Source organism: Paenibacillus sp. AN1007, from assembly GCF_040702995.1.
Taxonomy (GTDB): domain Bacteria; phylum Bacillota; class Bacilli; order Paenibacillales; family Paenibacillaceae; genus Paenibacillus.
Genome location: NZ_CP159992.1, coordinates 5355645 through 5377932, shown reverse-complemented (window position 1 = coordinate 5377932; position 22288 = coordinate 5355645). Strand labels below are relative to the sequence as shown.

Below are 22288 nucleotides of genomic sequence, written 5' to 3'. Positions count from 1 at the left end.
TAGCTGAAAATAAATGTCGCAAAGAAGCTGGTGATGTCAATTCAGCTTCTTTGCGTTTTTTCATTTTACATAATCCTGAATTATTCTGTGATCGAACTGACTTGAAATTTGATAATGCATAGATGAGTTCTTTTTAGGAGACGCTTCGTAATCGTAGACATCGATATACTTATTATCATATAAATGCATTCCAAGTCTTGCGCCATGATTTACATCAACAAAGAGCCTATACACCTCATTGAAATCTAAGGAAACCCTGGAATTTTTCTTCACTTCAAGGGCTGACAAACTGCTCATTATTTTATGAATTTCATCTTTGTCTGTAATGGTTACTTTTTGGTCATGACCCTTTTCGATATCTATTGAGGTGATCGTGTCAAAGTTAACATCGTCCCATGCAGCCTCTTTAAGAGACTTTGTTGAATTCATTGTAAAGAGCCATAATCCGACAGCTAAAAGAATGATCATAGACGCAAAAAGGTAGTAATTTCGTTTCTTCATTACTTCTCTCCCTTAATTAATGCATTGCATTTATTGTAACATTTATCCAAATTTATTTCATGACAGGTATGTGGATTTTTGCTCAGCAGTCCGTCTTGTTTGTTTCTCTTGTGACAGCCTCACAGCTTATCGCTGCATAAAGCTTGTCTTTGGCGGGCAAGGTATGGGTACTAATGATGGAATTCGAGCCCAAACGCTGCCGAGTCTGAGTGCAGACAATAATGGAGAAGAGGGAGGCGGCACAAGATGGAACAGCAAACAGGACAAGCAGACTGCGACAGTTCCTTGATGCGGCAGAAGCTGAAGGCAGACCTGCACCGCGTAGCAGAGCGAATGAATCAGACATTATCGCGTTTTGACCATGACAGTGTCTGTTTGCTGGGGCAGTTTGCCGAGATTCGGGCCGAGATCAAACACATTGAGGTGCTCGCATCTTCTTTTTATCTCGACTGTTACCTGTCTCCATTTACCGAGAAGTTCGCAGAGCTGACGTCCAGCGTGCAGCATCTGTCTGACCGCAGGTATGGGGCACTGATCGTGATTGAACGGGAAGTTCCGCTTGCGCCGATGATTCATTCCGGGGTAGCGGTGGATGCCAAAGTAACGCATGCGCTGCTCGAGTCGCTCTTCATTCCGGGCGCGCCGCTGCATGATGGGGCCGTGCTTATTCGCGGTAATCAAATTGTATCTGCTGGTAATGTACTGCCGCTATCCCAGGCTGAAGCGCATGAGCGAAAGCTGGGTACACGCCACCGGGCGGCACTCGGATTAAGTGAACTGACAGATGCGGTTGTGCTGGTCGTCTCGGAAGAGACTGGGCAGGCTTCTTTTGCCGTAGATGGAGCACTGCATCCGATTAATGTGGCCGAAACGCTCACCTAGAGCGAATGGAGTATGAGCATACTGACCTGACCAGCTGCGAGCTGCACAAGCTGGCGGTTGCATATCAGGTATAAGCTGTTGGAGGGGCTGACCAGTCATGACGTGACAGGCGGGGCCTCTTTTTGCTATGGCGAGTTTTATTCAAGGAAGTATTCGGTATGGACTGGGATCGCAATACCGATCCGACTCCAAAGCGAAAAGCGAACATGGTAATGTGATTTTGCACAAACTGGGTGGATATGGGTAAAATAGGGGTGGAGTGTTAATTATACAAATGCAAATTTATCTCATAAATGGTAGAGGAGACGGTTAGCAGATGAGTTGGTTTAAAGCAATGGAGAGCATGATTATGAGGAACTGGTTCTATGCCAGGATCCGAAGTCAGGCTTGAAAGCCATTATTGCCATACACGATACGACCCTTGGACCTGCGCTTGGCGGTACACGGATGTGGACATACGCCTCAGAGGAAGCGGCTATTGAAGATGCACTGCGCCTGGCTCGCGGTATGACATACAAAAACGCCGTGTCCGGCCTCAATCTGGGCGGGGGGAAAACGGTTATTATCGGAGATCCGCGCCGGGATAAAAATGAAGCGATGTTCCGCGCCTTTGGCCGCTATATTCAAGGCTTGAACGGTCGTTATATCACCGCCGAAGACGTCGGTACCACGGAAGAGGACATGAATCTGATCCATCAGGAGACCGATTATGTCACAGGCATCTCCGCAAGCTATGGCTCGTCCGGTAACCCTTCGCCGGCAACCGCTTGGGGGGTATACCGCGGCATCAAGGCAGCTGCGAAGGAAGCTTTCGGCACCGATTTGCTGGAAGGTAAGACGATTGCCGTTCAAGGTGTCGGGAATGTAGCGATGCATCTCTGCAAGTATCTGTACGAGGAAGGCGCACAGCTCATCGTAACCGATATTCATAAGGATTCCGTGAAGCTGGCGGTAGATCGTTATGGGGCAAAGGCTGTTGACCCGGCGGATATTACAAGCGTGGCGTGTGATATCTATGCGCCATGTGCGCTCGGCGGCACGATTAATGATGATACGCTCCGAACACTGAAAGCCAAAGTTGTTGCGGGCTGTGCCAACAATCAGCTGCTGGAACCACGCCATGGCGATGAGCTGTATCAGAGAGGCATCGTATACGCGCCGGATTATGTCATTAATGCGGGCGGTGTGATTAACATTGCCGACGAGCTGAACGGATACCACGCCGAGCGAGCTTGGGCGAAGATCGGAGAGATCTATACTACGCTTGAGAAAATTTTCGAAAGCTCTCGTACCGGAGGCATACCTACTTATGCTGCCGCAGATCAGCTGGCCGAGCAGCGAATCGAGATGATGAAGAATACGCGCAGCACCTTTTTACAAAATGGACATCATGCATTAAGTGCACGCAGATTGCGGAAATAAATTCTGCAGCCAAGCATCCGAAAGCTGGATTTATGTAAGACAAAGCGTAAGACGATAGGTAAGACGAGGGTTAAGCGGAATGGCATAGCAAAACAAACGTAGTAGGTAAAGCAAAGGCTTAACAAGGGTAAAAGCAAAGTAAGGCAAGTAGAAATAGATTAACTAAAAGTAGATTAACTAAAGGGACAATCCTGATGATTTGGTCAAATGAGCGTAGTAACATCCGAAAAATCTTTTTTGGATATCCTTCGTTTAGAACCAATTCAGTATTGTCCCTTTTTGGTGTGATTGCTCGTTTTGTTTTAGCACAAGCAGTAAGCTCTTATATACCGAGGCTCAGACTTAGACACTTTTCGAGAAATCAGTTGATTCGATTCCACGTTTGGTTGTGAAGCTTTTTTCAACATACCAGAGAAGTACCATACAGATCGCATAGAACAGGCTGATACCCAGAATAATAATCCATACACTCTCCATATTCACGCCTCGAATGAACAGGCCAGTCAGATAAGGGCTAAGGGTGTAACCCAGACAACCTACGAACAACAGCAAGCCGTTAAATCTTCCCTGATGGGTGTCGGGTACACGTGATGCGATATACAAATTAATGTTGGTCTGCACCAGAATCTCTCCAACCGTCCACAGCACCGTGGACACCACAACGATAGTGAAATGAGGCCAATCACCGAGCAGGTACAGTGCACCGAATCCGATGCCATAAAAAAGAGCGCCTGTCGCGATGGAGTTCAGAGCCGTGAAACTGCGCGTCACGGACAGAACCACCGTGGTGAGAAGAATGACACTGATCGCGTTAATGGTCATGACAGAGCCATAATAAGCAGCGCCATTTTCACCAAAGGAATGATTCATCTGCAGTGGCAGACTAAACGAGTACTGCATGTAGATAAAATAGTTAAGAAAGGATACCACGATGAAAAAGAAAACAAGCGGATTCCTCAGCAGCATGGGGAGCAATGGCGAAGGCGAGGGCTTCGATCCTTGCTGCTGTCGAAATGGAGAGCTGCCTTGTTTAGGATTTTGCTGCCCCGGCTGGTGATGCTGCTTCTCACCTGGCTGTTGCTCCCCCTGTGGTTGCTGTGTATGTACATGATGTGCCCAATTTTCAGTCGTAGTCTGCAAAGCCTGGTCGTCACTTACCCGAACATGAACCTTCTTCCAGATAATGAAGGTAGAGAACAGAAATACTGCACCGATGCTCATGAAGACGATATGCACGTAATCCTTGATAAAAAATCCGGCAATCAGCGGCCCAAGCGCTATACCGAGATTGGCTCCGAGATACATCAGGGAAAAGGCCGATTTTCGCTCCTTCTCTTCCGGGCACAATTGAATAATGAAGGCGTTATACGCCGGGCGCGTAATACTGATGAAGAACATGACCGCAATCAGAAGATAACCGATGGTGATCGTGCCTGACCAGAAGGCACAGCTCATGATCATGAGGGCAGACAAAACCTGCCCGGAGACAATAATCGTTTTTTTGCCGATCAGATCACTCAAATAGCCGCCAAGCAGTACACCGGGGCCGCTAATCAGAGCCGCCATAGATACAAAAATACCCGCACTGACCACACTCATGCCCATCTGTAGGGTAAGCACCAAGGTAATCAGCGAGAAAATAAAATCCCCCGTGCTGTTAATGGTTCTTGCCAGGCAGAGAAAATAGATGTCGCGGCTCAGTCCCGCGTATGTTTTGAATAAAGACAATCGTTTCATTCCTCCCCAAGAATCCCCCAATTCCTAGTAACAAACCACCATTGTTCAGGTCGATCTCCGCATCTTCTTGGTTATCTACACGTTCTCGGGAACCGCAACCTCAATGACGAATCGATCATACATATCCAGCAGCGTCTGACGTAGTTCCTCGAACGAATCACCCTCCACAATGGCGAACCCTGACCGGGTCATCGTGTCGTTTACATCTCCTGCATGCTGCCCCACTTCATAGGAGACGTTAAATTCAATGATGCCTGGAACATCCTTATAATCCTCTCTCCCGGAGATGTGCTGGATCACACCTGCGCGTGAAGGGAAGCAGATCATACCCGTGAATTGGTTACTGGTCTCCTGCTGCGTAAAGGCATATGTGCCAAGCTCCAGATCCGTAACGGCTTCAAAAAGATCCACACCGTGCGTATTCCTGATACAAGGCGGCATCACATGCGAACCTCCGATTCTTGCTCCGATCTCTCCGAAAACCACTTCTCCTTCCGGCGTGAGGAACAGCTCGGCATGAGTCACAGATTGATTGATGCCAAGCGCGGCAATGACTTGTCTATTGATATCCTGGATACGTTGAATAAAATCCGCTTCTGTGCCCTTGGGGAAGGTAATGCTGGCCGGAGGTTTCTGCTGCGTTGCGATATCCAAACAGTTATAGAGGTACTGGGAAACGGAAGCGAAAACCACTTCTCCCCGGCACACAATGGAGTCACAATGGAATTCTGTACCCTGAATGAACTCTTCCAGCAGATCACGCTGCTGCTCTTGTCTTGTATGCTGCAGGTAATGCAGCAATTCTTCCATGCTGGACAATTTAAACGTGTTGATACTCCCGTACCCGCTGAGCGGCTTCACAATAATCGGGAACCCATACGCAGCAGAGAAACGAAGATAGTCCTGCTGCTGGAGCGCAATGGCTGTTCGGGACGTGCGAATTCCGCGCTGATGCAGCATCTGTTTCATAATCCATTTGTTACGAACTGCCTCGGCCTGATTACGCTGCATTCCAGGAATCCCGAATTCGGAACGGAGTTGTCCGCCGATCTCTATGGCATTCTCACCCGGAGTTAACAAAGCAATGATGGAGTGCGATTGCAAAATTTGAAGGATATGTCCCCGGATGGCATCCACAGATTCAAGATAATCAACATACCTTATTTCATCAAAATATGGTTCGAGCCGCTCGGGATGATGTAATTGATGCCGTTCAATAATCAGAATTTTATGGCAGTCTGTAAACTTGGTTAGAGGTTTCACGAAGTTTAAATTCAATGGAAGCCTGAAATCGGATATGTATACGATCGTTTTCATAAATCCTCCCCGAAAATGAAGTTGAAAACATAAAAAATGGATTTCATAACATTATAGCTCATTATTTTCCATATACAATACATTTTTTGTAAAAATATATGCACAAGAATACATATTTTTGTTACGTTAAAGTGTTAATTGACAGCAGGAATTTTTTGGTATAATATCGTACCGAATTGGAAAAATAAAGGGAGGAAATAGAAAAAAATGGAGATAACCAAAGATAAATACGCCATACTGGGTACATTGGGCGATAATGATGGTTTCCTGACCTGCAGCATGCATATTGCGAAAAAACTGGATAATTCTGATATGATTAAGCCATACCCCGAATTTGAAGCAGCTGCAGAAGACCTGAAATCAGGTGTGATCTCCTGTTTGTTAGTTCCCGGAGCGTATCCCAAGCTGAACAGCTTCATTATGGATTCAGATCTGGTCGTGTCCGAAAGCTTTGTAGAGAAAATTCCTGCACTGGTACTGTCCGGCTTCCATGCCGTATGTCCGGAGCAGATTGATACGATTTATCATCATCCGGCAACTACATACTTGTTATCTGAACTGAATACTGCCTATAGAGAGAACAGCACGGTATCTTCCAACCCTGAGGCTTGCAGGCAGGTCATGCTGAATACGGAGACCTCGATTGCGCTCACGAACCAGCTCTGTGCGGATCATTACGGACTGGTGACGTACAAAGTGCTGCGCGAGGGAATCCAAATGCCCTGGGTATGCTTTACGAAAAAACCACAGAGGGTGAATGCACTCGTATGAAGAGAATTGCAATTATATTGGATAAAAATCTGGAGCAGGGGGCCGCAGCCAATGCGGCAGCGCTTCTCATGGGACAAGCTGCCCTGAATGAGCCGGGGTTGTATTCGGATCAGCCTGTATTGGATCAGAGCGGTGTTCAGCATGCGGGTATCCGATACAGCACCGTCATTTTGAAGGCGGGAGAGAATCAACTGATCAATCTGGTCAAATCCTGCTCCGAGGATAACGGCAGTTTGAGACATCTTGTTTTTACACAGACGGGCCAGTCCCTGAATAATGCTTTTGAACAATATGCAAGTGAGATTGCATCGATGACATTGGAGGCGACCAAAGTCGTAGGTGTCATTGTATGGGGAGAAGACGAGTCCGTTCGGGCAATGACCAAGAAGTTTAGTGTAATGAAATAGTGTAATGAAATAAGGCTGGTCTGGGGATACGCTTCAAAAAGGGTACAGCTGGGGTACAGCTACAGCATTCAGGTTGTCGCGTCTGGTTGGAACGAAACAGAACGGAACAGAGCGGAGCAGAGTAGCGGTGACTAGCGCAGGACAGAATGACTTGTCCGCACGAGGTACGAACATAACAATAAGGGCAGAAGCTATCCTATGGATGGCCTCTGCCCTTGCTTTGTATAGGGGGCATTTTTAAATGAATGCTCTGTATATGGTGGAGATGCAGATGGAATGGAGGAAGACAACCGCAGGGAAAGGTAACGATAAAAGTATATAAAGTATAGACTGGTACGGGCAGAGGTAAAGGTACAGGCAAAGACAAAGACAAAGACAAAGACAAAGACAAAGACAAAGATAAAGACAAAGATAAAGATAAAGATAAAGATAAAGGTACAGATACAGGTTATGTGCCGCTTACGGCTGTAACCTTTTTCTCTGTGAAGTAGTACAGCAGGGCGAGCAGCGGCATAACTAGGCCAATGAGCGTAGTAAGGTTCCAGCCGCCATGGGCATAAGACCAGCTTCCGAGTGAAGAACCTATGGCACCTCCGATGAAAAAGATTGACATAAACAGACCGTTCACTCGTCCTCTCGCCTCGCTGCCAAGGGAGTAGATGATGCGCTGTCCCAGCACCAGATTGCCGGATACAGCCATATCCAGCGTGATGGCGGCGACAACCAGCAGGATCAAGGCCGGTGTAGAATGGCTCTGAAACAGATATGCCAGACCAAAGGCGGCAGCAGCAATCACCATAGCGGCTCCGGTGAGTACCCGGGTGAAGCCGCGGTCTGCCCATCTTCCGGCAATCGGAGCGGCAACAGCACCGCCCACGCCTGCCAGAGCAAACCAGGCAATGCCCTGCTGGGACAAGCCGAAATCATCTGCCAGCCTTAGAGGGACCGTTGTCCAGAACAGGCTGAACGCACCGAACAGACTGGCCTGATAGAATGCCCGGCGCCGCAGCATAGGCAGCGTGCGGAGCAGCGTGAAGAGAGACAGGATCAATTGTCCGTACTTCAAGTTCGGCTCAGGCTGACGAACGGGAAGTGCCCGTGACAGCAGCAGCATGAGCAGGGCGATTACCACGGCCGAGAATGCAAAGACTGCCTGCCAGTTCCAAATGCTGGTGATAAAGCTGGCGACAGGGCGTGCGAGCATAATGCCGAGCAGCAGGCCGCTCATGACATTGCCGACTACCTGTCCGCGCTGCTCTTCGGAGGTCAGGTACGTGGCATAGGGTACGAGAATTTGTGCCACAACGGACCCGATGCCGATGAGCAGCGAAGCCGTGAGGAAGAGAAAAGCACTTGTAGAAAAGGTGGCGGTAATTAGCGCGGCAGCGAGTAGGGTAAGAAACAGGATCATTAAACGGCGATTCTCCATAACATCACTGAGCGGCACGATGAACAGCAGACCAATGACATATCCGATTTGTGTGAGGGTTACAATCAGACCGGCAGCCCCAGAAGAAAGGCCTGTTGTGGTGCTGATCGGTCCGAGAACCGTCTGAGCGTAATACAGATTGGCGACGATCAAACCGCAGGAGGCGGCGAGCAGGAAAATAATCCAGCCAGGCACTGCAGTATTCGTCGGTTGGGCAACTTGGCTTTGTTTCGTATTCATAAATTCGACCTCCAATAAAATATAGGATGGGTGACACAGATGCATGTACTAACTGTGATGACTTGCGGTGTTATTACTAAACGTTCCGTTTACTATTTATATCTAAATAATATACGATACGTTTAGTATTGTAAATAGGCAGTTATAAAAAAAGGTATTTTAAAGAAATGTAACGGCAATGCAAGGGGAGTTGAAATGTCTATTGGTGCTGTATTTTAGTATAATGAACGTATCGTTTTGATAATTTAATTTTTGTAGCTATCCAGCTGAACTATTTTTACACAAATAACGGAGAGGACAGAAAAAACCTGGAAAAGCGAAGCGGTCGCCTTTATCACCGGATTTTCCCCTTTATTAAAGGGAATTAAAAAAATCTGGGGATAACAGCGGATGGAAGGTTATTCTGTCATTGAAGTGATTGTGTAATACTTTAGTTGAGCTTATTTAAAGGATTACAATGGAGGGGTCAGCAATGAGTGCAAAAAGAGGACGTCCCCGCAACATGGAAACCCAGAATGCAATCCTTACGGCGGCATATGAACTGCTGCTGGAGGATGGGTTCGCTGCGGTGACGATGGAGAAGATTGCCGAACGTGCACAGGTGAGCAAAGCAACGATCTATAAGTGGTGGCCAAGCAAAGGGGCGGTCATGTTGGACGGATACATGTCGGCATTAACGGCCAGATTGCCGGTGCCGGATACGGGCTCTGTATTAGAGGATGTGCGTATTCATGCAGGGAATCTGGTTCAATTTTTGACAAGTGCCGAAGGGAAAGTCATTACACAGATTATCGGAGAGGGGCAGTCTGATCCGGCTCTTGCGGAAGAATACCGCAGCAGATATATTCAGCCGCGCCGCCGTGAAGCATGGGGCATTCTGGAGAAAGGTGTAGAACGCGGCGAGCTGAAGCAGGGACTGGACATTGGGCTGTATATCGACATGATCTACGGGCCTGTGTTCTACCGGATGCTGGTCACGGGTGAGCCGATGGATGATACATTTGTACCGAAATTGTTAGCAGAGCTTTTGGGCAGCACACAAATGTAAAATAATTGCCACGATTTTTATTGACCACTGTAAAATTTAGGATTAAAATTGGTGTAATCATAAAAATTCAAATTTCTGGATTTTATTTGTGGAGGTGGGATATATGGAACCTGCAGCTACGATACGCTCAACGGTTGAGGATTACATCAGGAAACAGGGGTATACACTTCAATACTTTGCGGATATATCGGGAGTGAACGCTGGAACGCTTAGCGCCATTATTAAGGGAACACGCCCCATCGCCATGGCGCAGCTCGATCTAATTACCCAGGGCATGAATTTAGAGGAAGGTTATTTCTATGAGACGTACGGTGCGGAGTGCTTCGTAGAATCGGCTCCTCATTGGCGAAGGCTTGAGCCTTTCCTGCAGCGCTGCGCAGAATTGGACAAGCTGGACTGCATCCAGCGGGTCATTCAACAGGTGACGGACGATCGCTCCTACATCTCGGAACTATTTGAGATGGCCGAAGGTATGCTGGAGCGCGGTCAGCAAAAAGCAGCCCGCATGTTATACGAATGTGTAGCCGAGTGCGAGAAATACCAGCATTCCGAGCGCCTGGCCCTGTGCCAGTATCGCATCTTCACTCTCTCGCTCGGTCAGAATCAGCATGATAACCTCCGGGCCGCCGTGCACTTCGAGCCATATATTAATCGGCTGGATGAGGAAAGGCAGCTGGATGCGATTAAGGATTTGGCGAATACGTACACTGCTCTTCGATATTGGGACAAGGTATTCAATTTGGCTGAAGAATTAGATCAGAAAACGAAAATCTTGCAATCATATACAAAGAAAAAAATAGACAAAAGTGATAGACTCACCTCCTATCCTTTGTTTGTATATAGAGCTTATTCCAATTTGCTTAAGTCATCAGCATGTGAGGGGCAGGGACGTTATGACGAGGCATTAGTCTACACAGAGATCTATGCCAAACTCGCTAATGTCTCTGAACCGGATGAAGAAGATCAGATTTTCATTGATAAATTTGCTGGATGGACGGAAGCCAATACTTATTTATATAAATTAATGATGGGTGAATACAGTGTATTACCTGCTTATTTGGAATTTATCGAGAAAAATGAAGAAGAAATTTTACCTGCAATCATTAATATTTTAGAGGCAGCTAATAAGTTTGATAAAAATATTGATGATATTTTGTATAAATTCAGGGATCAAATTAACTCGGAAATTAAAAGTTTAAAAGGCTACACTGAGCAGATGAAAAATGAGATTTGTGTTGCATTCTTGCTAGAACTTTCTCTCTATCACTTGAATCGCCATGAATATCGAGAGGGTTTGAAGCAGCTTATGCACTGTCTGAGGGAATCTGTACGATTTAACAATCAAACAGTTATCATTCATTGTATTTCCCTATATGAGAAGTACAAAAACATGGGTGCCACTGAAATCGAGCACCAATACAAAACTATAATGATGGAGGTTCAGAAATCTTATGAAAAAAAAGAAAATCTTTTATGTAATCTTGCTTAGCTTTATGATTATTAATATCAGTCAATTAGGTAATTTTGATATCGATGCACCTTTACAAATACTGAATTATCCGCATGGTACAGGAAAATTATAACAGCAAAGATATATTAAATTTTTCAAAAAGGTTTACTTTCAAGTAACGAGAGTAAGCTTTTTTGTATTTGCTTAGATTGACCGATGTAAAATACAGGATTAAAATAACATTTATTATATGTAATTGAATTATAAGAGATTTGTGTGACGGAGGTGAGATCGTGGAATCGCTACCTACGATAAGAGTACATATTGAAAGATATATGAGAGAACAAAATCTCAAGTTGCAGCATTTTTCCGATATTACAGGAATCAATGTTGGGACAATAAGTGCCATTCTTAAAGGTAGCAGACCAATGTCTATGAACCAACTGAATCAGATCACTTCTGCAATGGGATTAGAAAGGGGGTATTTTTATGAAACTTACGGAGTGGAATCCTTCATTGAATCTACGCCCCACTGGAGACGATTGGAACCATATCTATATGAATGTGCTGAACTTGGTAAGCTGGATTGTATACAACAAGTTATCACTCATGTAACGGACGACCGATCTTATATAGAAGAGTTATTTGAAGTAGCTGAAGGCTTCTTTGCTAGAGGATTAAATGAAGCAGCTCTTATTTTATATGAGTGTGTGGCAGACAGTGAGAAGTATCAACACTCGGAGCGGTTGGCCTTATGCCAGTACCGCATTTTCTTGCTTCAGAAAACACTGAATAAATATGATAATCTCAATGCAGCAATAAAGTTTGAACCCTATATTGATAAATTGAATGAGGAAGTACAGATGGATGCCATTAAAGATTTAGCTAATTTGTACAGCACAATACATCTGTGGGATAAAGTTTTGGAGCTAGCTGAAGAACTAGAACAGAGAGTTGACTTTCAGCTTAATCTTCGAACCAACAGGCGGAGAAATAAATTGAGAATTGCGCATTATCCGGCATTCAGTTATAAAGCTTATGCGAATTTGTTAAAAGCAACTGTATCCGAAAAGCGTAAGCAGTACAGGAAGGCTTTAAAATACACAGATGTTTATGAGGATATTATGGATGGAATTAATAATCCGACAGAGGAAGAGCAAGAATTGATAGAGCGATTCAAGGGTTGGGCTGAGGGCAATCGATATTTATATACATTATTGTTGGGCGATTTTGATATTTTAGATGATTACCTAAATTATCTGGATGCCAATCCTAAAGAAATCTTAACAGCATTCGTATATATTGTGAAGGCTGCTAACCAGTGCTCATACAATATTGACAATGCATTAGATAGATTCAAAAATCATATCAATGACATTAGAATAGAGAAATATTTAAAAGGGACATATAACGAACAGTCGTTGAATCTTAGATATATACGCTTATTCTACGAACTTGCAAAATACAGATTGAATCAAAACCAGATTGAAAAGGGGATTGAACATTTAATTACTAGTTTCGAACGTTCTGTCTCAAGTAATGATGACATGATGTGTATCAAATGCATTGATTTATTCGGAAAATACAGATATTTTGCTAGTAAGACCCAGGAAGAGCAGTATACAAAACTAATAGATAAATTAGGTGTACCGACTTTTCGATAGTGAATTATCTGGGGGAGGACGATGAAGATAATGTCCAATATACGTTCCTATATTGAGGATTACTTGAAGAATGAGGGATATAAGCTACAGCAATTTTCAGAAATGGCTGACATTAATGTTGGCACATTAAGTGCGATCATCAAAGGAACCAGGCTTATTTCGATGAATCAACTAGACCAAATCACATCAGCAATGGGTTTGGAACAGGGGTACTTTTATGAAATGTATGGAGTTGAATGTTTTATTGAATCTGCGCCCCATTGGAGGCGCTTAGAACCGTTTTTATATCGTTGTGCTGAACTTGGTAAGCTAGATATTATACAACAAGTCATTACTCATGTGACAGATGATCAATCCTATATTGATGAGTTATTTGATGTGGCAGAGAGTCTCTATAGTAAAAGTATGAATGAATCGGCACTCCTTTTATATGAATGTGTGGCCGACAGTGAGAAGTATCAACATTCGGAGCGGTTGGCCCTTTGCCAGTACCGTATCTTCCTGCTTCATAAAACACTGAGTAACTTTGATAATCTCAATGCAGCAGTAAAGTTTGAACCGTATATTGATAAATTAAATGAAGAAGTGCAACTGGATGCAATTAAAGACTTGGCTAACGTGTATATGACGATACATTTGTGGGACAAGGTTGATGCATGGGCACGGGAACTGGAACGGAAAGCTGAATTTCAATTAGAGATGCAATCCCGTAGGCGAAAAAATAAAAGAAGGCTAACAGCCTATCCTCTTTTTACATATACAGCCTATGCAAATTTAATGGTAGCAAGTGTATATGAGGCCGGCAGGGAATATGATAAGGCCATAAAGTATATGGAGAAATACATGAGGATAATTGAAATCGAGAATCCTACCGAAGAGGATCAAAAAATAATAAATTTATTCAAAAAATGGGGGGAGGGGAATCGAAAGTTATACCAATTAATGCTTGGTCAAGAAAATGTAATCGATTCTTATTTGGATTATATCGAGAGCAATCCAGAAGAGATATTAGTGGGACTTATTAATATTTTGCAAGCAGCTAATCAGTATTCTTTTAACGTTGAATATGCTCTGAATAGGTTTGATTATCAGATCCAATTTTTTAATAAGGACATGCAAAGTAAAGGTGGCTATAAAGATCAAAGGTTAAACAAAGAATATAAATTTTTTTACTTTGAATTGGCAAATTATCAATTAAAACAACGTAATTATTCGCTCGGAATTGATGCTTTACTTATGTGTTTAGATCTCTCTTCTTCAAGTAAAGATGACCTGATGTGTATTAAATGTTTAGATTTGTACGGGGAGTATCGGAGTGAAGCCAATGAAACACAGATTCAAAAGTACAAAAATGTAGTAGGAAAGTTAAGTTTGCCGACTTTTTGATACAGTAATGTGCGTTGATTTATACGGAACTTATAGACAGCAAGCTAGTTTGTCTCAGCAAGAGACATATTCACAATTATTTAAGACGATAAATATTAAATAAAACAAACAGCCTATCTGCTTTTGAGGTAGGCTGTTTTGTATTTTGAAAAAGGATTAGGCAGAGCGCAGTGTTTTTTCCAAAGAATTCTTTTTACAATATTATGCAAAACATAATATGTTCTAAAAAGCACTTGTAGTCATGAGCGAAACTAATAGCTTACTCATATTTAATGTTTTTCTAGAATGTCCTAGAGGGGTACATGCCATGAGAGAACTAAGTATCTTGAAAGACCAAATCGAGCAAGGTCGGCAAGAGTTGAGTCGCTTGGTAGATCAATATGGAATCCCGAATGTGAAAGTGCTTGAGCAGTCTATGGCGTTGGATGAGCTAATTAATGAGTATAATCGATTTACTTTAGGAATGAATATGAATATTAAAAAGTAAAATACAATACACATACTGATTTCAAGACAAATCCGAAAGATGTTAAATCATAGGTAAAGGAAGAACTAAAGTTTCCTGCAGAGAACATATAATAAGAACCGGAACCGAACATGTGAGATTGTGTACAGTCTTTGGAGCGTCAGCATTAATTGCCAATAAATATTGCCTACTCTACTTTTTATTTATGGGTATTTATTCATAAGAAGGTTTTTTTAGTATTTTTTTTCAAAATGTTTTAAGATTATTATGGGGGTCAATTATATTGTACTTCATGTTTTATAAAAAGATTGACGGTTCTTTTTTCTGGAAACGGAGGTGATCGATATTTAGATGCATAATTTTTGAAGTGTTGCTGGTTGATTTTTAACGTTTCTCAGTCCAAAAAAAAGGAGAATTCCAAAATGAAAAAAAATTCATTCTTAAAAATGTTGTCTGTCGCTGTTATGAGTACAGGATTAGCATTGGGGAGTGTTGCTCCAACATTCGCAGCGGAGAACGTGGAAATTCCGGATACTTCAATTATTGGTTCTGAATCATATGTAGCCCCAGTGCCAGGAGCAAATAACGATGGATTTTCAACATTTGCGACAATTTCAACTCATTCATGGGTGAAAAGCTATAAAAATTTGTATGGAATTACAGTTGCGACTCAAGAAGCGTTTGCTCAATGGACTTGGGATAACGGTAAAATAACAGACTTCGGTAATCTGTGGCAAAATAATTCTACTGCTCCGCTCTACGGTTTCAAAGACGAGGAGAACAAATGGAATTATAAATATACTTCAACGGGGCAAACGAACCAAGGCGTATTGTTTGAGAGCGGAATTCCTACACCATGGGGTCACGCAGGAGGATCAGAATTTACAAGTCGTATTCTAATTAATGTTTCTTCGACTGGCAGCTCAACTGCTCAATAAGTTAGACAACATATGAAAAACAAAAATACTTGGATGGGTCCATAATGACCTTATCCTAGTATTTGTTGGTATAAAGGATGAGAGTCGAAAGGAGCTAAATATGAACAGAATTCTGAAAGTAGATAACTTGAAGATCAAATTTAAAAATGATCTGATACTAAATAATATTTCTCTTTCTCTCCATGCTGGTGATGTTTATGCATTGGTAGGAATCAACGGTTCTGGCAAAACGACTTTATTATCCAGCTTAGCTGGACTCCTCTCACCAACCTCAGGAAATATTTTTATTGAAGAGAAATTAAATCAATTTAACCAAACGAGTATGTCATTCCAACCCACTTCTTTCTATTCCCATTTAACGGGTAACGATAATGTGCGATTATTGTCCCCTGATCCACAAAGAGCGTTGAAAATATTGAAAAAACTAGATCTGACTACACCACAAATAATGAAAAAGAAAGTGAAGACGCTGTCTTTCGGTCAGAAACAACGACTAGGAATAGCTATTGCTCTTTCGAAGAATGCGAAAGTTTATCTTTTGGATGAACCAACAAATGGACTCGATCATTACTCCTATAAAAGGTTGGTTGAAGTAATTCAAGATATGTCCAATCAAGGATGTTGTTTAGTTATAGCGAGCCATGAGTGGGATGTAATAGAACATTGCTGTAACAGACTTGGTATGATGATTAATGGACGAATTGAAAAAGAACTGGATATATCTGATTATAATGATGGTGTGCAGCCAAAATTAATTCAAATCAAAGTAAACGCAGAGTTTAGCACGAATGAACTTTTGGAACTAGATGGAGTACTGAATGCAAACAGGTTAGATCGTTTTTCTTGGCGAATTACGCTTGATAAAAATTGTACATTTGAGTCTTTTCAAGATGCATTACGCCAAAAAAATGTTTTGATTAACGAATGGATTCCTTTGAATCATGTACAAGAGTGGGAATCTATTTACAATCAGCTTGTAGAGGGGGGAAATCATGATTAAATCCTATACAAATGAATGCATTAAGCTTATGAAACACCCGTTCAGTATATGGTCAACTGTGATCTTCCTCGTATTTGTTATATACACATATTTAAGTGTCGGATCAAATTTCCAGAACTCTTTCCAAGCGTTTATGGATAATAGCGGATATTCTCTGGAACAAACATATCAATTTATCCGTGGTTCAGAACCTTCCAGTAGTTCTTTATCCGCGATGTTATTTATCTTGAGTCCTAAAATGGCAATACCCTATTCGCTGGCTTCTGTAAATGCCCTAGGACCAATCGTAATCTCTATCATTGGTGCACTGATATTTGGAATAGAATACCGGAGCTTTACGCTCAGACAATTATGGGTTCAAGGCTTGACGCGTTTAGAAGTGCTGCTCGCAAAATTCATGGCTATATTTACATTTACTCTTTTGTTTATATTGCTGACAATACTTGTAGGAATGATGTTTAGCTATGTCACTCCAGCTGTTTTTAATCTTCCGATGGATTTAGTAAACACGAAAATAATAACGATTAAAGATTATTCTCTACAAATGTTAGGTTCTATTATAAGTCTGTTATTGTGGGGGATGTTTGCAGGCTGCATCACCGTTTTGAGCAAAAGTTTAATGGCGGGGATCATCGTGGGTTTTATCTACCCAACCATTGAATCATCAGTATTCCATAGTTGGTCTGTAGGACAGTATTTACCTTTATTTATTCAAAAATCAATGCTTCCTATTTTATTTAGAGATACGGCTTATGGAGGAATTGTTTCATTCTACGATATGCCTGACATTTATTCTGTAACGACAAGCATGCTGTTTACCTTAGCGTATACATTGTTTTTCCTGTTAGTAACATGGATTGCTTTAAAGAAACAAAGGACTCTCATGCCATAGAAATCTTTTAAACAGCCACATTCTTAAATTAACTTAATTATCCATTTCTAAGATAGGCTCTTTTTCAACAGATGGATTGTCAAGCCAAGTGAAGGAGTTCCTCCAGTCGCCATTTTTATTTTTGGTTTAACATGTGCTCCTGCTCCAGCCGGCTAAATTGATCTGTGTAAATCCCTTCATTTGTAGCGGCATATAAGAGGGGAAGGAGATGATTAAGATACCTATTTTAAATGCACTTAATGATTTGGGAATCCTTTTTTTACTTGTTAGTTCCTTTTTATATTTTCTACACTTAAGAAGAATTAAAAGACAAAGGCGATTAACAGGTGTGGAACGATCAATGTATATCATCACCCAGGCTGGTTATTTACTTTGGGTCGGAAGTAAGCTGCTTATGTTGATCTCGAATTAAGCTTACAGTATGGAGAGGTATCATAATTCATCCCCAATAGTGAAAATCAACATATACATGGAAAATAAGCCAGCTCTTATTTCATTACAAGCGGCTTATTTTTTAATTAATCTAATATTTCATTTCAACTCATCCAGCCTGAAGCTTAGATTTAAATATCCGCTTCTTCACTAAACCTAAAGTGAAAAACAAGACAAGACACATACCTAGTTTCACACCGATATCGGAAAGACGTTGAATGTTACTGACTGCAAAAACGCTGTATCCATTGGCAACGGACGAACTAAAGTCATCTCCAATGAACATATAATATGGTCCAAAAACAACCATGTGAGATACGGTGTAAAGAATGGGGAATACAAAAGGCATCAAAGAAATATAGAGGTTTTTGCTGAAAATAAACAAAATGAGTGTTTGAACTGCTAGGATCAGACCACCGATAAACATGAAAGCTGCTGCGCCCTGAAAAGTCATACGCACCGCTGAAAAATAAATTTTCAAAAAGCGTAAATGAATCCGCGCCCCCAAGCCTATTTTTGAAAAGACCTAGATATGCCTGCAAATATCCTAACCCGAATAAAATGGGAACCGACAATAGACACCAACGATCTGTGTTTTTGCGAGTCAGCAGTAAAGCACTGCTCATGGCACATAGAGTAATGAAGACTACAGGGAAAAGTTCGATCGCTCGGTTATGAACATCGTAGTAATGAAGAATTATTCCTGTGAACAGGGAGCTTAAATATAAGAGAAAGCTTATCGTTATAAACCGCAGAATCAGTTTGCTTGATAGACCATAGGTCGCTTGAGTCAATTTCGTTCTTATGGTGATCGAATCGCCAAAAGAGGCTATAGCTTTGGTGGCTGCTTGCTCGTCAGTGCATCCCTCATTCATATAATGCTCCTTGGAGGAATGCAAATGTGCAGCCATTTCTTCTGCCAAATCAGTGCGTTCTCGTTTAGATAAAAAGGTTCTCTTAAACACTTGGTCTAAATAAGATTGAATGTCCATTTGCCGTTCCTCCTAAGAAAACATTAATGATCTGTGTATTTTGTTCCCATGAGCTTTTGATCGCTTCAAGTCGAAGTTGGCCTTCATCTGTTATCCTGTAATATTTTCGTCTGGGCCCGCCTTCCTGTTCCCCCCAGTAGCCTTCGACATAAGAATTAGCCTCCAGTCTCTTTAATGCAGGATACAGCGTGCCTTCCTTGAGCAGAAATGCACCGTCGGTTACTTGATTAATATGTTGAGATATCTCATATCCGTATGCATCCCTTTGAATCAGAATGGAGAGCACAATACCATCGATATATCCTTTGATCATTTCATTTTTCAACGGGTACACCACCTACTATGTATTTCTATGTAGTTAAATTAACATATATTTGAAATTAATTCAAGGAAATAGGGTGATCTTTGAGCTTGATATTGTATAAATTCATCTTTTTGATAGAAGTAGACTATACATAATCAATATTTCTGATGGTAATGCTATTAAATTATTTACAAAATATTATATAATTGGATTATGTTTTTTTGTGTCATCTCTTAATACAGCATGTAACAATGGATCAATTGGAGGTTGTTTTTTGAAAATAACTCGTGAATACTTCCGGCTGTTTACTAAAATGATGTTAAGCAACAAAGTGGCATTCGTATGGTATCTGTTATTTCCCCTTATTGCGTTTTTTATTTTTAACTATCAATGGTTTACCCAGGGGCCTGAGATCAATGAATTTTACATCCAAACGAGTGTATTCGTTTCATATATTATCTTTGTGATGTCCATCGATGTGACGACCAATCTGATCTCTCTAAGGGAGAGCGGTTTTTTCAAGATGTTCAAATTTATCTCGGGTAGTAAATATCCTATTATTTGGGGAAAAGCTCTGAACCAAATTGGTTTTCTGTTCTTGACCATTCTTCTGTTCTCGCTAATAACGGGAGTGATATTTCTGGATAGCTTTGGACAGGTTGCTTTGTTTCTCGCCGTGTCTTTAACAAGCTGTATATTGGGGTCTGTCATGGTCATTTTATTAACGCTTATCCTCATGCTTCTTCCGGTAAGGCAGGAGTCGCTGAATGCGGTGATCAGTATGAGTCTATTGGTCATGTTTTTTCTGTCTGCAAAGGGGCTGGCGTATACAACAGAATACGGTCTATATCTGGTGTTTATTAATCCAATGGAATATGTTCGCAATCTAACCTTTTTAATAGCGGAATGGTTTATAGATAGTCCTTTTCCACATTTGAGTCTGATCAACATGAGCTTCATTACACTTTGTTATGTTACCTGCGGACTCATCGCACTCAAGTTTGTGAAAGTCATATCCAGAACACATCGGACATAGCAGGAGGATCTATGATTAAAATTGAAGATTTGAGCTTTTCTTATCCCAAAGCCTCTCGCAAAAATCTGGATCATTTGCATGTGGGGTTTCCTGAACAGACCGTGAATATGATCATTGGCAAAAATGGTTCCGGTAAAACGACATTATTGGATCTGATCGCGAATGTGATAAAACGCCCGCCAGAAATACAAGGTGTTCCTGATGAGAACGAAATCATCTACCAGCTGCAGGGTTTGTTATTTCCTCTAACCTTAAAGGCAAAGGATCTTTTTCGTTTTTTTCTGTACTCCGATCACTCCAACCGTATTGAAGTGAATAATGAACCTTATGTAGATGGAGATATGAGTCCAGCTGAGGTGGATTTGGTACAGCGTGTATGGAATATGGAGTTCGGGCAGCTGTCTGTTGGGGAGAGGCGCTATTTATGTATTCTGGCCATCACATTAATGAAGAGGAAATTGTATATCTTCGATGAGCCACTAGCAGGGATCGATCCGGAGATGCGTTATCATATTTTAAAAAGAATCCTAAAGCTGGCACTCCATAATGAGTGCACTGTACTGGTCTCGAACCATCATCTGCAGGATATTGCAAATATCCAGTGTGTGCTGCATTTCATTCATCAAGGCAAAATAACCTTTAGTGGATCATATGATACATTTATTGAAATGGGAGATGGAGTGAATCCTGACTTGGCGTTTATAAAGCAGGTGAAGTAGGAGGGGCGTTTCGTTTACACTAAATAAATTAAATAACCTGAATGCTGCAGTAAAGTGTGAGCCCTTTATCGAAAAGTTACTCCGAAACTGAGCTACAATAATTACCAGTAAAGAGTTAACTTGTGCAGCAAACTGTGCTAAACTGGAGATAATAAAAAAAGAGCAAGGATGCGCTAACATCCTCACTCTTTACAACAGCCGCTTCTAAGGGCGGTGGCTGTGCATAGGTAGCTGAAATAGACCTTTACCTTAGCGGGGGCGGTCTATTTCTTTTTGTTTTGATTATTTAAGGCAATGACAATAGTTACAATCAGTCCAATCAAGGTTACAATGAACCCGGCAAAACTGATCATTAATGTCAATACCGTTTCAATCGCCACAGGCATCACCTCCTTTGCAGGAGACTAGCCGACCACCCATATTAGCCATTCTGTTGATAGGAATATTATACCATAAGCAATATTGAATTGGACATCATTGCAGTGATCAGAACACATCTGATTCATATAACTACTGATCGTATTCGACAACAATAATTTTCATCATCAAGGTAAAAGGATAATCTAAATTATAGTTGGAGATTTCCAATGAAAGATAGATAGAGTACGGTATATAGCTGTAACTATAGATCATGTATCCATATGTTGTAGTAGGGTGTTAGCATTTGACAATATCAACAAGACTAAATTTATGAAATTACACTCCGGCAATAAACATTAAATTTTGCAAAGGAACAAAATATGAATTTTTTGGCAATCTATCCTATTATGTTATACAAAGAGGGGGTGTATGCTGTGAGTGAACCGCTGCAGATCAAAGATCGAATCGAGCAGAATAGGCAGGAGTTACGTTGGTTGGCAGAGAATCATGGCATGCAGGATAACAAAGTCCTCGAACAGTCCATGATTTTGGATGAATTAATTAACGAATATTATCGATTTCAATATAAAAAACACTTTATGAAAAGACAGCCGATTGCATAATGCAGTCGGTTTTTTGATATGACCATATTCAAGTTATAAGATTAGAACACTTATAGAGTCTTTATAAAATGCCCTATTTCAACCTGCCTAAGTTAGGCTGCACGAATAGGGATGTACTTAAAGGAAGTCGGCTGCCGTGATGCAGTCGGCTTTTTGGTGCTGTCTCAAACTCACTCCAAAGCCCCCTCGAACAAGTTTCTAACTGCCTCCGAAGCAGTTTCCCCTTGAAATTTCGTACCGAATCCATACCTTACGGGATAGCCGCCGTGCCT

Annotated in this window: 23 protein-coding genes; 16 read left to right on the top strand and 7 right to left on the bottom strand. The window is 41.8% G+C overall.

Annotated features, from left to right (window positions below; translation table 11 throughout):
- Nucleotides 1–60 precede the first annotated feature (60 nt).
- Complete coding sequence (locus tag ABXS70_RS24105; protein WP_366291448.1) at nt 61–501, bottom strand: hypothetical protein; 441 nt, start codon at nt 499–501, stop codon at nt 61–63.
- 163 nt (nt 502–664) lie between these two features.
- Here ABXS70_RS24105 and ABXS70_RS24100 point away from each other — a divergent pair, with 163 nt between their 5' ends.
- The 3 genes from ABXS70_RS24100 to ABXS70_RS24090 all read left to right on the top strand — a co-directional run bounded on the left by ABXS70_RS24100 (nt 665) and on the right by ABXS70_RS24090 (nt 2805).
- Complete coding sequence (locus ABXS70_RS24100; RefSeq protein WP_366291445.1) at nt 665–790, top strand: hypothetical protein; 126 nt, start codon at nt 665–667, stop codon at nt 788–790.
- Nucleotides 748–1383, top strand: a complete 636-nt coding sequence (cdaS, locus tag ABXS70_RS24095; RefSeq protein ID WP_366291442.1) for a sporulation-specific diadenylate cyclase CdaS — start codon at nt 748–750, stop codon at nt 1381–1383. The genes ABXS70_RS24100 and cdaS overlap by 43 nt, the downstream gene beginning before the upstream one ends.
- Before the next feature lie 357 nt (nt 1384–1740).
- On the top strand, nt 1741–2805 hold the full coding sequence (locus ABXS70_RS24090) for a Glu/Leu/Phe/Val dehydrogenase (protein WP_366296756.1): 1065 nt from the start codon (nt 1741–1743) through the stop codon (nt 2803–2805).
- A gap of 342 nt (nt 2806–3147) precedes the next feature.
- Here the strand turns inward: ABXS70_RS24090 and ABXS70_RS24085 are convergent, their stop codons facing one another.
- Entirely contained in the window at nt 3148–4533 is a 1386-nt protein-coding gene (locus tag ABXS70_RS24085; RefSeq protein ID WP_366291440.1) for an MFS transporter, read from the bottom strand.
- Nucleotides 4534–4617: 84 nt separating this feature from the next.
- Nucleotides 4618–5859 carry an ATP-grasp domain-containing protein gene (locus ABXS70_RS24080; RefSeq protein WP_366291437.1) on the bottom strand — a complete coding sequence of 414 codons (1242 nt, stop codon included), beginning with the start codon at nt 5857–5859 and terminating at the stop codon, nt 4618–4620.
- Nucleotides 5860–6066: 207 nt separating this feature from the next.
- Between ABXS70_RS24080 and ABXS70_RS24075 the strand changes: the two genes are divergently transcribed.
- Nucleotides 6067–6630, top strand: a complete 564-nt coding sequence (locus ABXS70_RS24075) for a hypothetical protein (RefSeq protein WP_366291434.1) — start codon at nt 6067–6069, stop codon at nt 6628–6630.
- Nucleotides 6627–7037 carry a DUF2000 family protein gene (locus ABXS70_RS24070; RefSeq protein ID WP_366291431.1) on the top strand — a complete coding sequence of 137 codons (411 nt, stop codon included), beginning with the start codon at nt 6627–6629 and terminating at the stop codon, nt 7035–7037. Before ABXS70_RS24075 ends, ABXS70_RS24070 begins: the two co-directional genes overlap by 4 nt.
- A gap of 448 nt (nt 7038–7485) precedes the next feature.
- Here ABXS70_RS24070 and ABXS70_RS24065 read toward each other — a convergent pair whose 3' ends face one another.
- A complete protein-coding gene (locus ABXS70_RS24065) occupies nt 7486–8706 on the bottom strand; it encodes an MFS transporter (RefSeq protein ID WP_366291428.1) in 1221 nt (406 codons plus the stop codon).
- A 472-nt stretch (nt 8707–9178) separates the two neighbouring features.
- Between ABXS70_RS24065 and ABXS70_RS24060 the strand changes: the two genes are divergently transcribed.
- The 8 genes from ABXS70_RS24060 (at nt 9179) to ABXS70_RS24025 (ending at nt 17550) form a co-directional block, all read left to right on the top strand.
- Nucleotides 9179–9754, top strand: coding sequence for a TetR/AcrR family transcriptional regulator (locus tag ABXS70_RS24060; RefSeq protein ID WP_366291425.1), 576 nt, complete (start codon nt 9179–9181; stop codon nt 9752–9754).
- Nucleotides 9755–9857: 103 nt separating this feature from the next.
- Nucleotides 9858–11243: a helix-turn-helix transcriptional regulator gene (locus tag ABXS70_RS24055; protein ID WP_366291422.1), complete on the top strand. Its 1386-nt coding sequence runs from the start codon at nt 9858–9860 to the stop codon at nt 11241–11243.
- Between the two features lie 254 nt (nt 11244–11497).
- Nucleotides 11498–12868, top strand: a complete 1371-nt coding sequence (locus ABXS70_RS24050; RefSeq protein WP_366291419.1) for a helix-turn-helix transcriptional regulator — start codon at nt 11498–11500, stop codon at nt 12866–12868.
- Between the two features lie 30 nt (nt 12869–12898).
- On the top strand, nt 12899–14254 hold the full coding sequence (locus ABXS70_RS24045; RefSeq protein WP_366291416.1) for a helix-turn-helix transcriptional regulator: 1356 nt from the start codon (nt 12899–12901) through the stop codon (nt 14252–14254).
- Between the two features lie 307 nt (nt 14255–14561).
- Nucleotides 14562–14741 (top strand): aspartyl-phosphate phosphatase Spo0E family protein, encoded by a 180-nt coding sequence (locus tag ABXS70_RS24040; protein ID WP_366291413.1) that lies wholly within the window; start codon nt 14562–14564, stop codon nt 14739–14741.
- Nucleotides 14742–15142: 401 nt separating this feature from the next.
- The gene (locus ABXS70_RS24035) at nt 15143–15658 is read left to right on the top strand and encodes a hypothetical protein (RefSeq protein ID WP_366291410.1); all 516 of its coding nucleotides are present in this window, start codon (nt 15143–15145) and stop codon (nt 15656–15658) included.
- A gap of 100 nt (nt 15659–15758) precedes the next feature.
- Nucleotides 15759–16658, top strand: coding sequence for an ABC transporter ATP-binding protein (locus ABXS70_RS24030; RefSeq protein ID WP_366291407.1), 900 nt, complete (start codon nt 15759–15761; stop codon nt 16656–16658).
- Entirely contained in the window at nt 16651–17550 is a 900-nt protein-coding gene (locus ABXS70_RS24025; protein ID WP_366291404.1) for an ABC transporter permease, read from the top strand. Before ABXS70_RS24030 ends, ABXS70_RS24025 begins: the two co-directional genes overlap by 8 nt.
- A gap of 701 nt (nt 17551–18251) precedes the next feature.
- Here ABXS70_RS24025 and ABXS70_RS24020 read toward each other — a convergent pair.
- The gene (locus ABXS70_RS24020) at nt 18252–18974 is read right to left on the bottom strand and encodes a permease prefix domain 1-containing protein (protein WP_366291402.1); all 723 of its coding nucleotides are present in this window, start codon (nt 18972–18974) and stop codon (nt 18252–18254) included.
- The gene (locus ABXS70_RS24015) at nt 18940–19299 is read right to left on the bottom strand and encodes a PadR family transcriptional regulator (protein ID WP_366291400.1); all 360 of its coding nucleotides are present in this window, start codon (nt 19297–19299) and stop codon (nt 18940–18942) included. Before ABXS70_RS24015 ends, ABXS70_RS24020 begins: the two co-directional genes overlap by 35 nt.
- Before the next feature lie 253 nt (nt 19300–19552).
- On the opposite strand from ABXS70_RS24015, the gene ABXS70_RS24010 reads away from it, so the two are divergent.
- Nucleotides 19553–20314, top strand: a complete 762-nt coding sequence (locus ABXS70_RS24010) for a hypothetical protein (RefSeq protein ID WP_366291398.1) — start codon at nt 19553–19555, stop codon at nt 20312–20314.
- Nucleotides 20315–20325: 11 nt separating this feature from the next.
- The gene (locus ABXS70_RS24005; protein ID WP_366291395.1) at nt 20326–21033 is read left to right on the top strand and encodes an AAA family ATPase; all 708 of its coding nucleotides are present in this window, start codon (nt 20326–20328) and stop codon (nt 21031–21033) included.
- 263 nt (nt 21034–21296) lie between these two features.
- Here ABXS70_RS24005 and ABXS70_RS24000 read toward each other — a convergent pair whose 3' ends face one another.
- Nucleotides 21297–21413: a putative holin-like toxin gene (locus tag ABXS70_RS24000; protein WP_222592206.1), complete on the bottom strand. Its 117-nt coding sequence runs from the start codon at nt 21411–21413 to the stop codon at nt 21297–21299.
- A 414-nt stretch (nt 21414–21827) separates the two neighbouring features.
- Between ABXS70_RS24000 and ABXS70_RS23995 the strand changes: the two genes are divergently transcribed.
- Nucleotides 21828–22016, top strand: coding sequence for an aspartyl-phosphate phosphatase Spo0E family protein (locus ABXS70_RS23995; protein WP_366291392.1), 189 nt, complete (start codon nt 21828–21830; stop codon nt 22014–22016).
- Nucleotides 22017–22288: the final 272 nt, after the last annotated feature.

Coding starts and splice junctions, on each gene's coding strand:
- ABXS70_RS24035 (WP_366291410.1), top strand. CDS start 15,143: ATGAAAAAAAATTCATTCTTAAAAATGTTGTCTGTCGCTGTTATGAGT.
- ABXS70_RS24030 (WP_366291407.1), top strand. CDS start 15,759: ATGAACAGAATTCTGAAAGTAGATAACTTGAAGATCAAATTTAAAAAT.
- ABXS70_RS24060 (WP_366291425.1), top strand. CDS start 9,179: ATGAGTGCAAAAAGAGGACGTCCCCGCAACATGGAAACCCAGAATGCA.
- ABXS70_RS24040 (WP_366291413.1), top strand. CDS start 14,562: ATGAGAGAACTAAGTATCTTGAAAGACCAAATCGAGCAAGGTCGGCAA.
- cdaS (WP_366291442.1), top strand. CDS start 748: ATGGAACAGCAAACAGGACAAGCAGACTGCGACAGTTCCTTGATGCGG.
- ABXS70_RS24045 (WP_366291416.1), top strand. CDS start 12,899: ATGTCCAATATACGTTCCTATATTGAGGATTACTTGAAGAATGAGGGA.
- ABXS70_RS24055 (WP_366291422.1), top strand. CDS start 9,858: ATGGAACCTGCAGCTACGATACGCTCAACGGTTGAGGATTACATCAGG.
- ABXS70_RS24025 (WP_366291404.1), top strand. CDS start 16,651: ATGATTAAATCCTATACAAATGAATGCATTAAGCTTATGAAACACCCG.
- ABXS70_RS24075 (WP_366291434.1), top strand. CDS start 6,067: ATGGAGATAACCAAAGATAAATACGCCATACTGGGTACATTGGGCGAT.
- ABXS70_RS24005 (WP_366291395.1), top strand. CDS start 20,326: ATGATTAAAATTGAAGATTTGAGCTTTTCTTATCCCAAAGCCTCTCGC.
- ABXS70_RS24020 (WP_366291402.1), bottom strand. CDS start 18,974: ATGGACATTCAATCTTATTTAGACCAAGTGTTTAAGAGAACCTTTTTA.
- ABXS70_RS24105 (WP_366291448.1), bottom strand. CDS start 501: ATGAAGAAACGAAATTACTACCTTTTTGCGTCTATGATCATTCTTTTA.
- ABXS70_RS24080 (WP_366291437.1), bottom strand. CDS start 5,859: ATGAAAACGATCGTATACATATCCGATTTCAGGCTTCCATTGAATTTA.
- ABXS70_RS24065 (WP_366291428.1), bottom strand. CDS start 8,706: ATGAATACGAAACAAAGCCAAGTTGCCCAACCGACGAATACTGCAGTG.
- ABXS70_RS24100 (WP_366291445.1), top strand. CDS start 665: ATGGGTACTAATGATGGAATTCGAGCCCAAACGCTGCCGAGTCTGAGT.
- ABXS70_RS24070 (WP_366291431.1), top strand. CDS start 6,627: ATGAAGAGAATTGCAATTATATTGGATAAAAATCTGGAGCAGGGGGCC.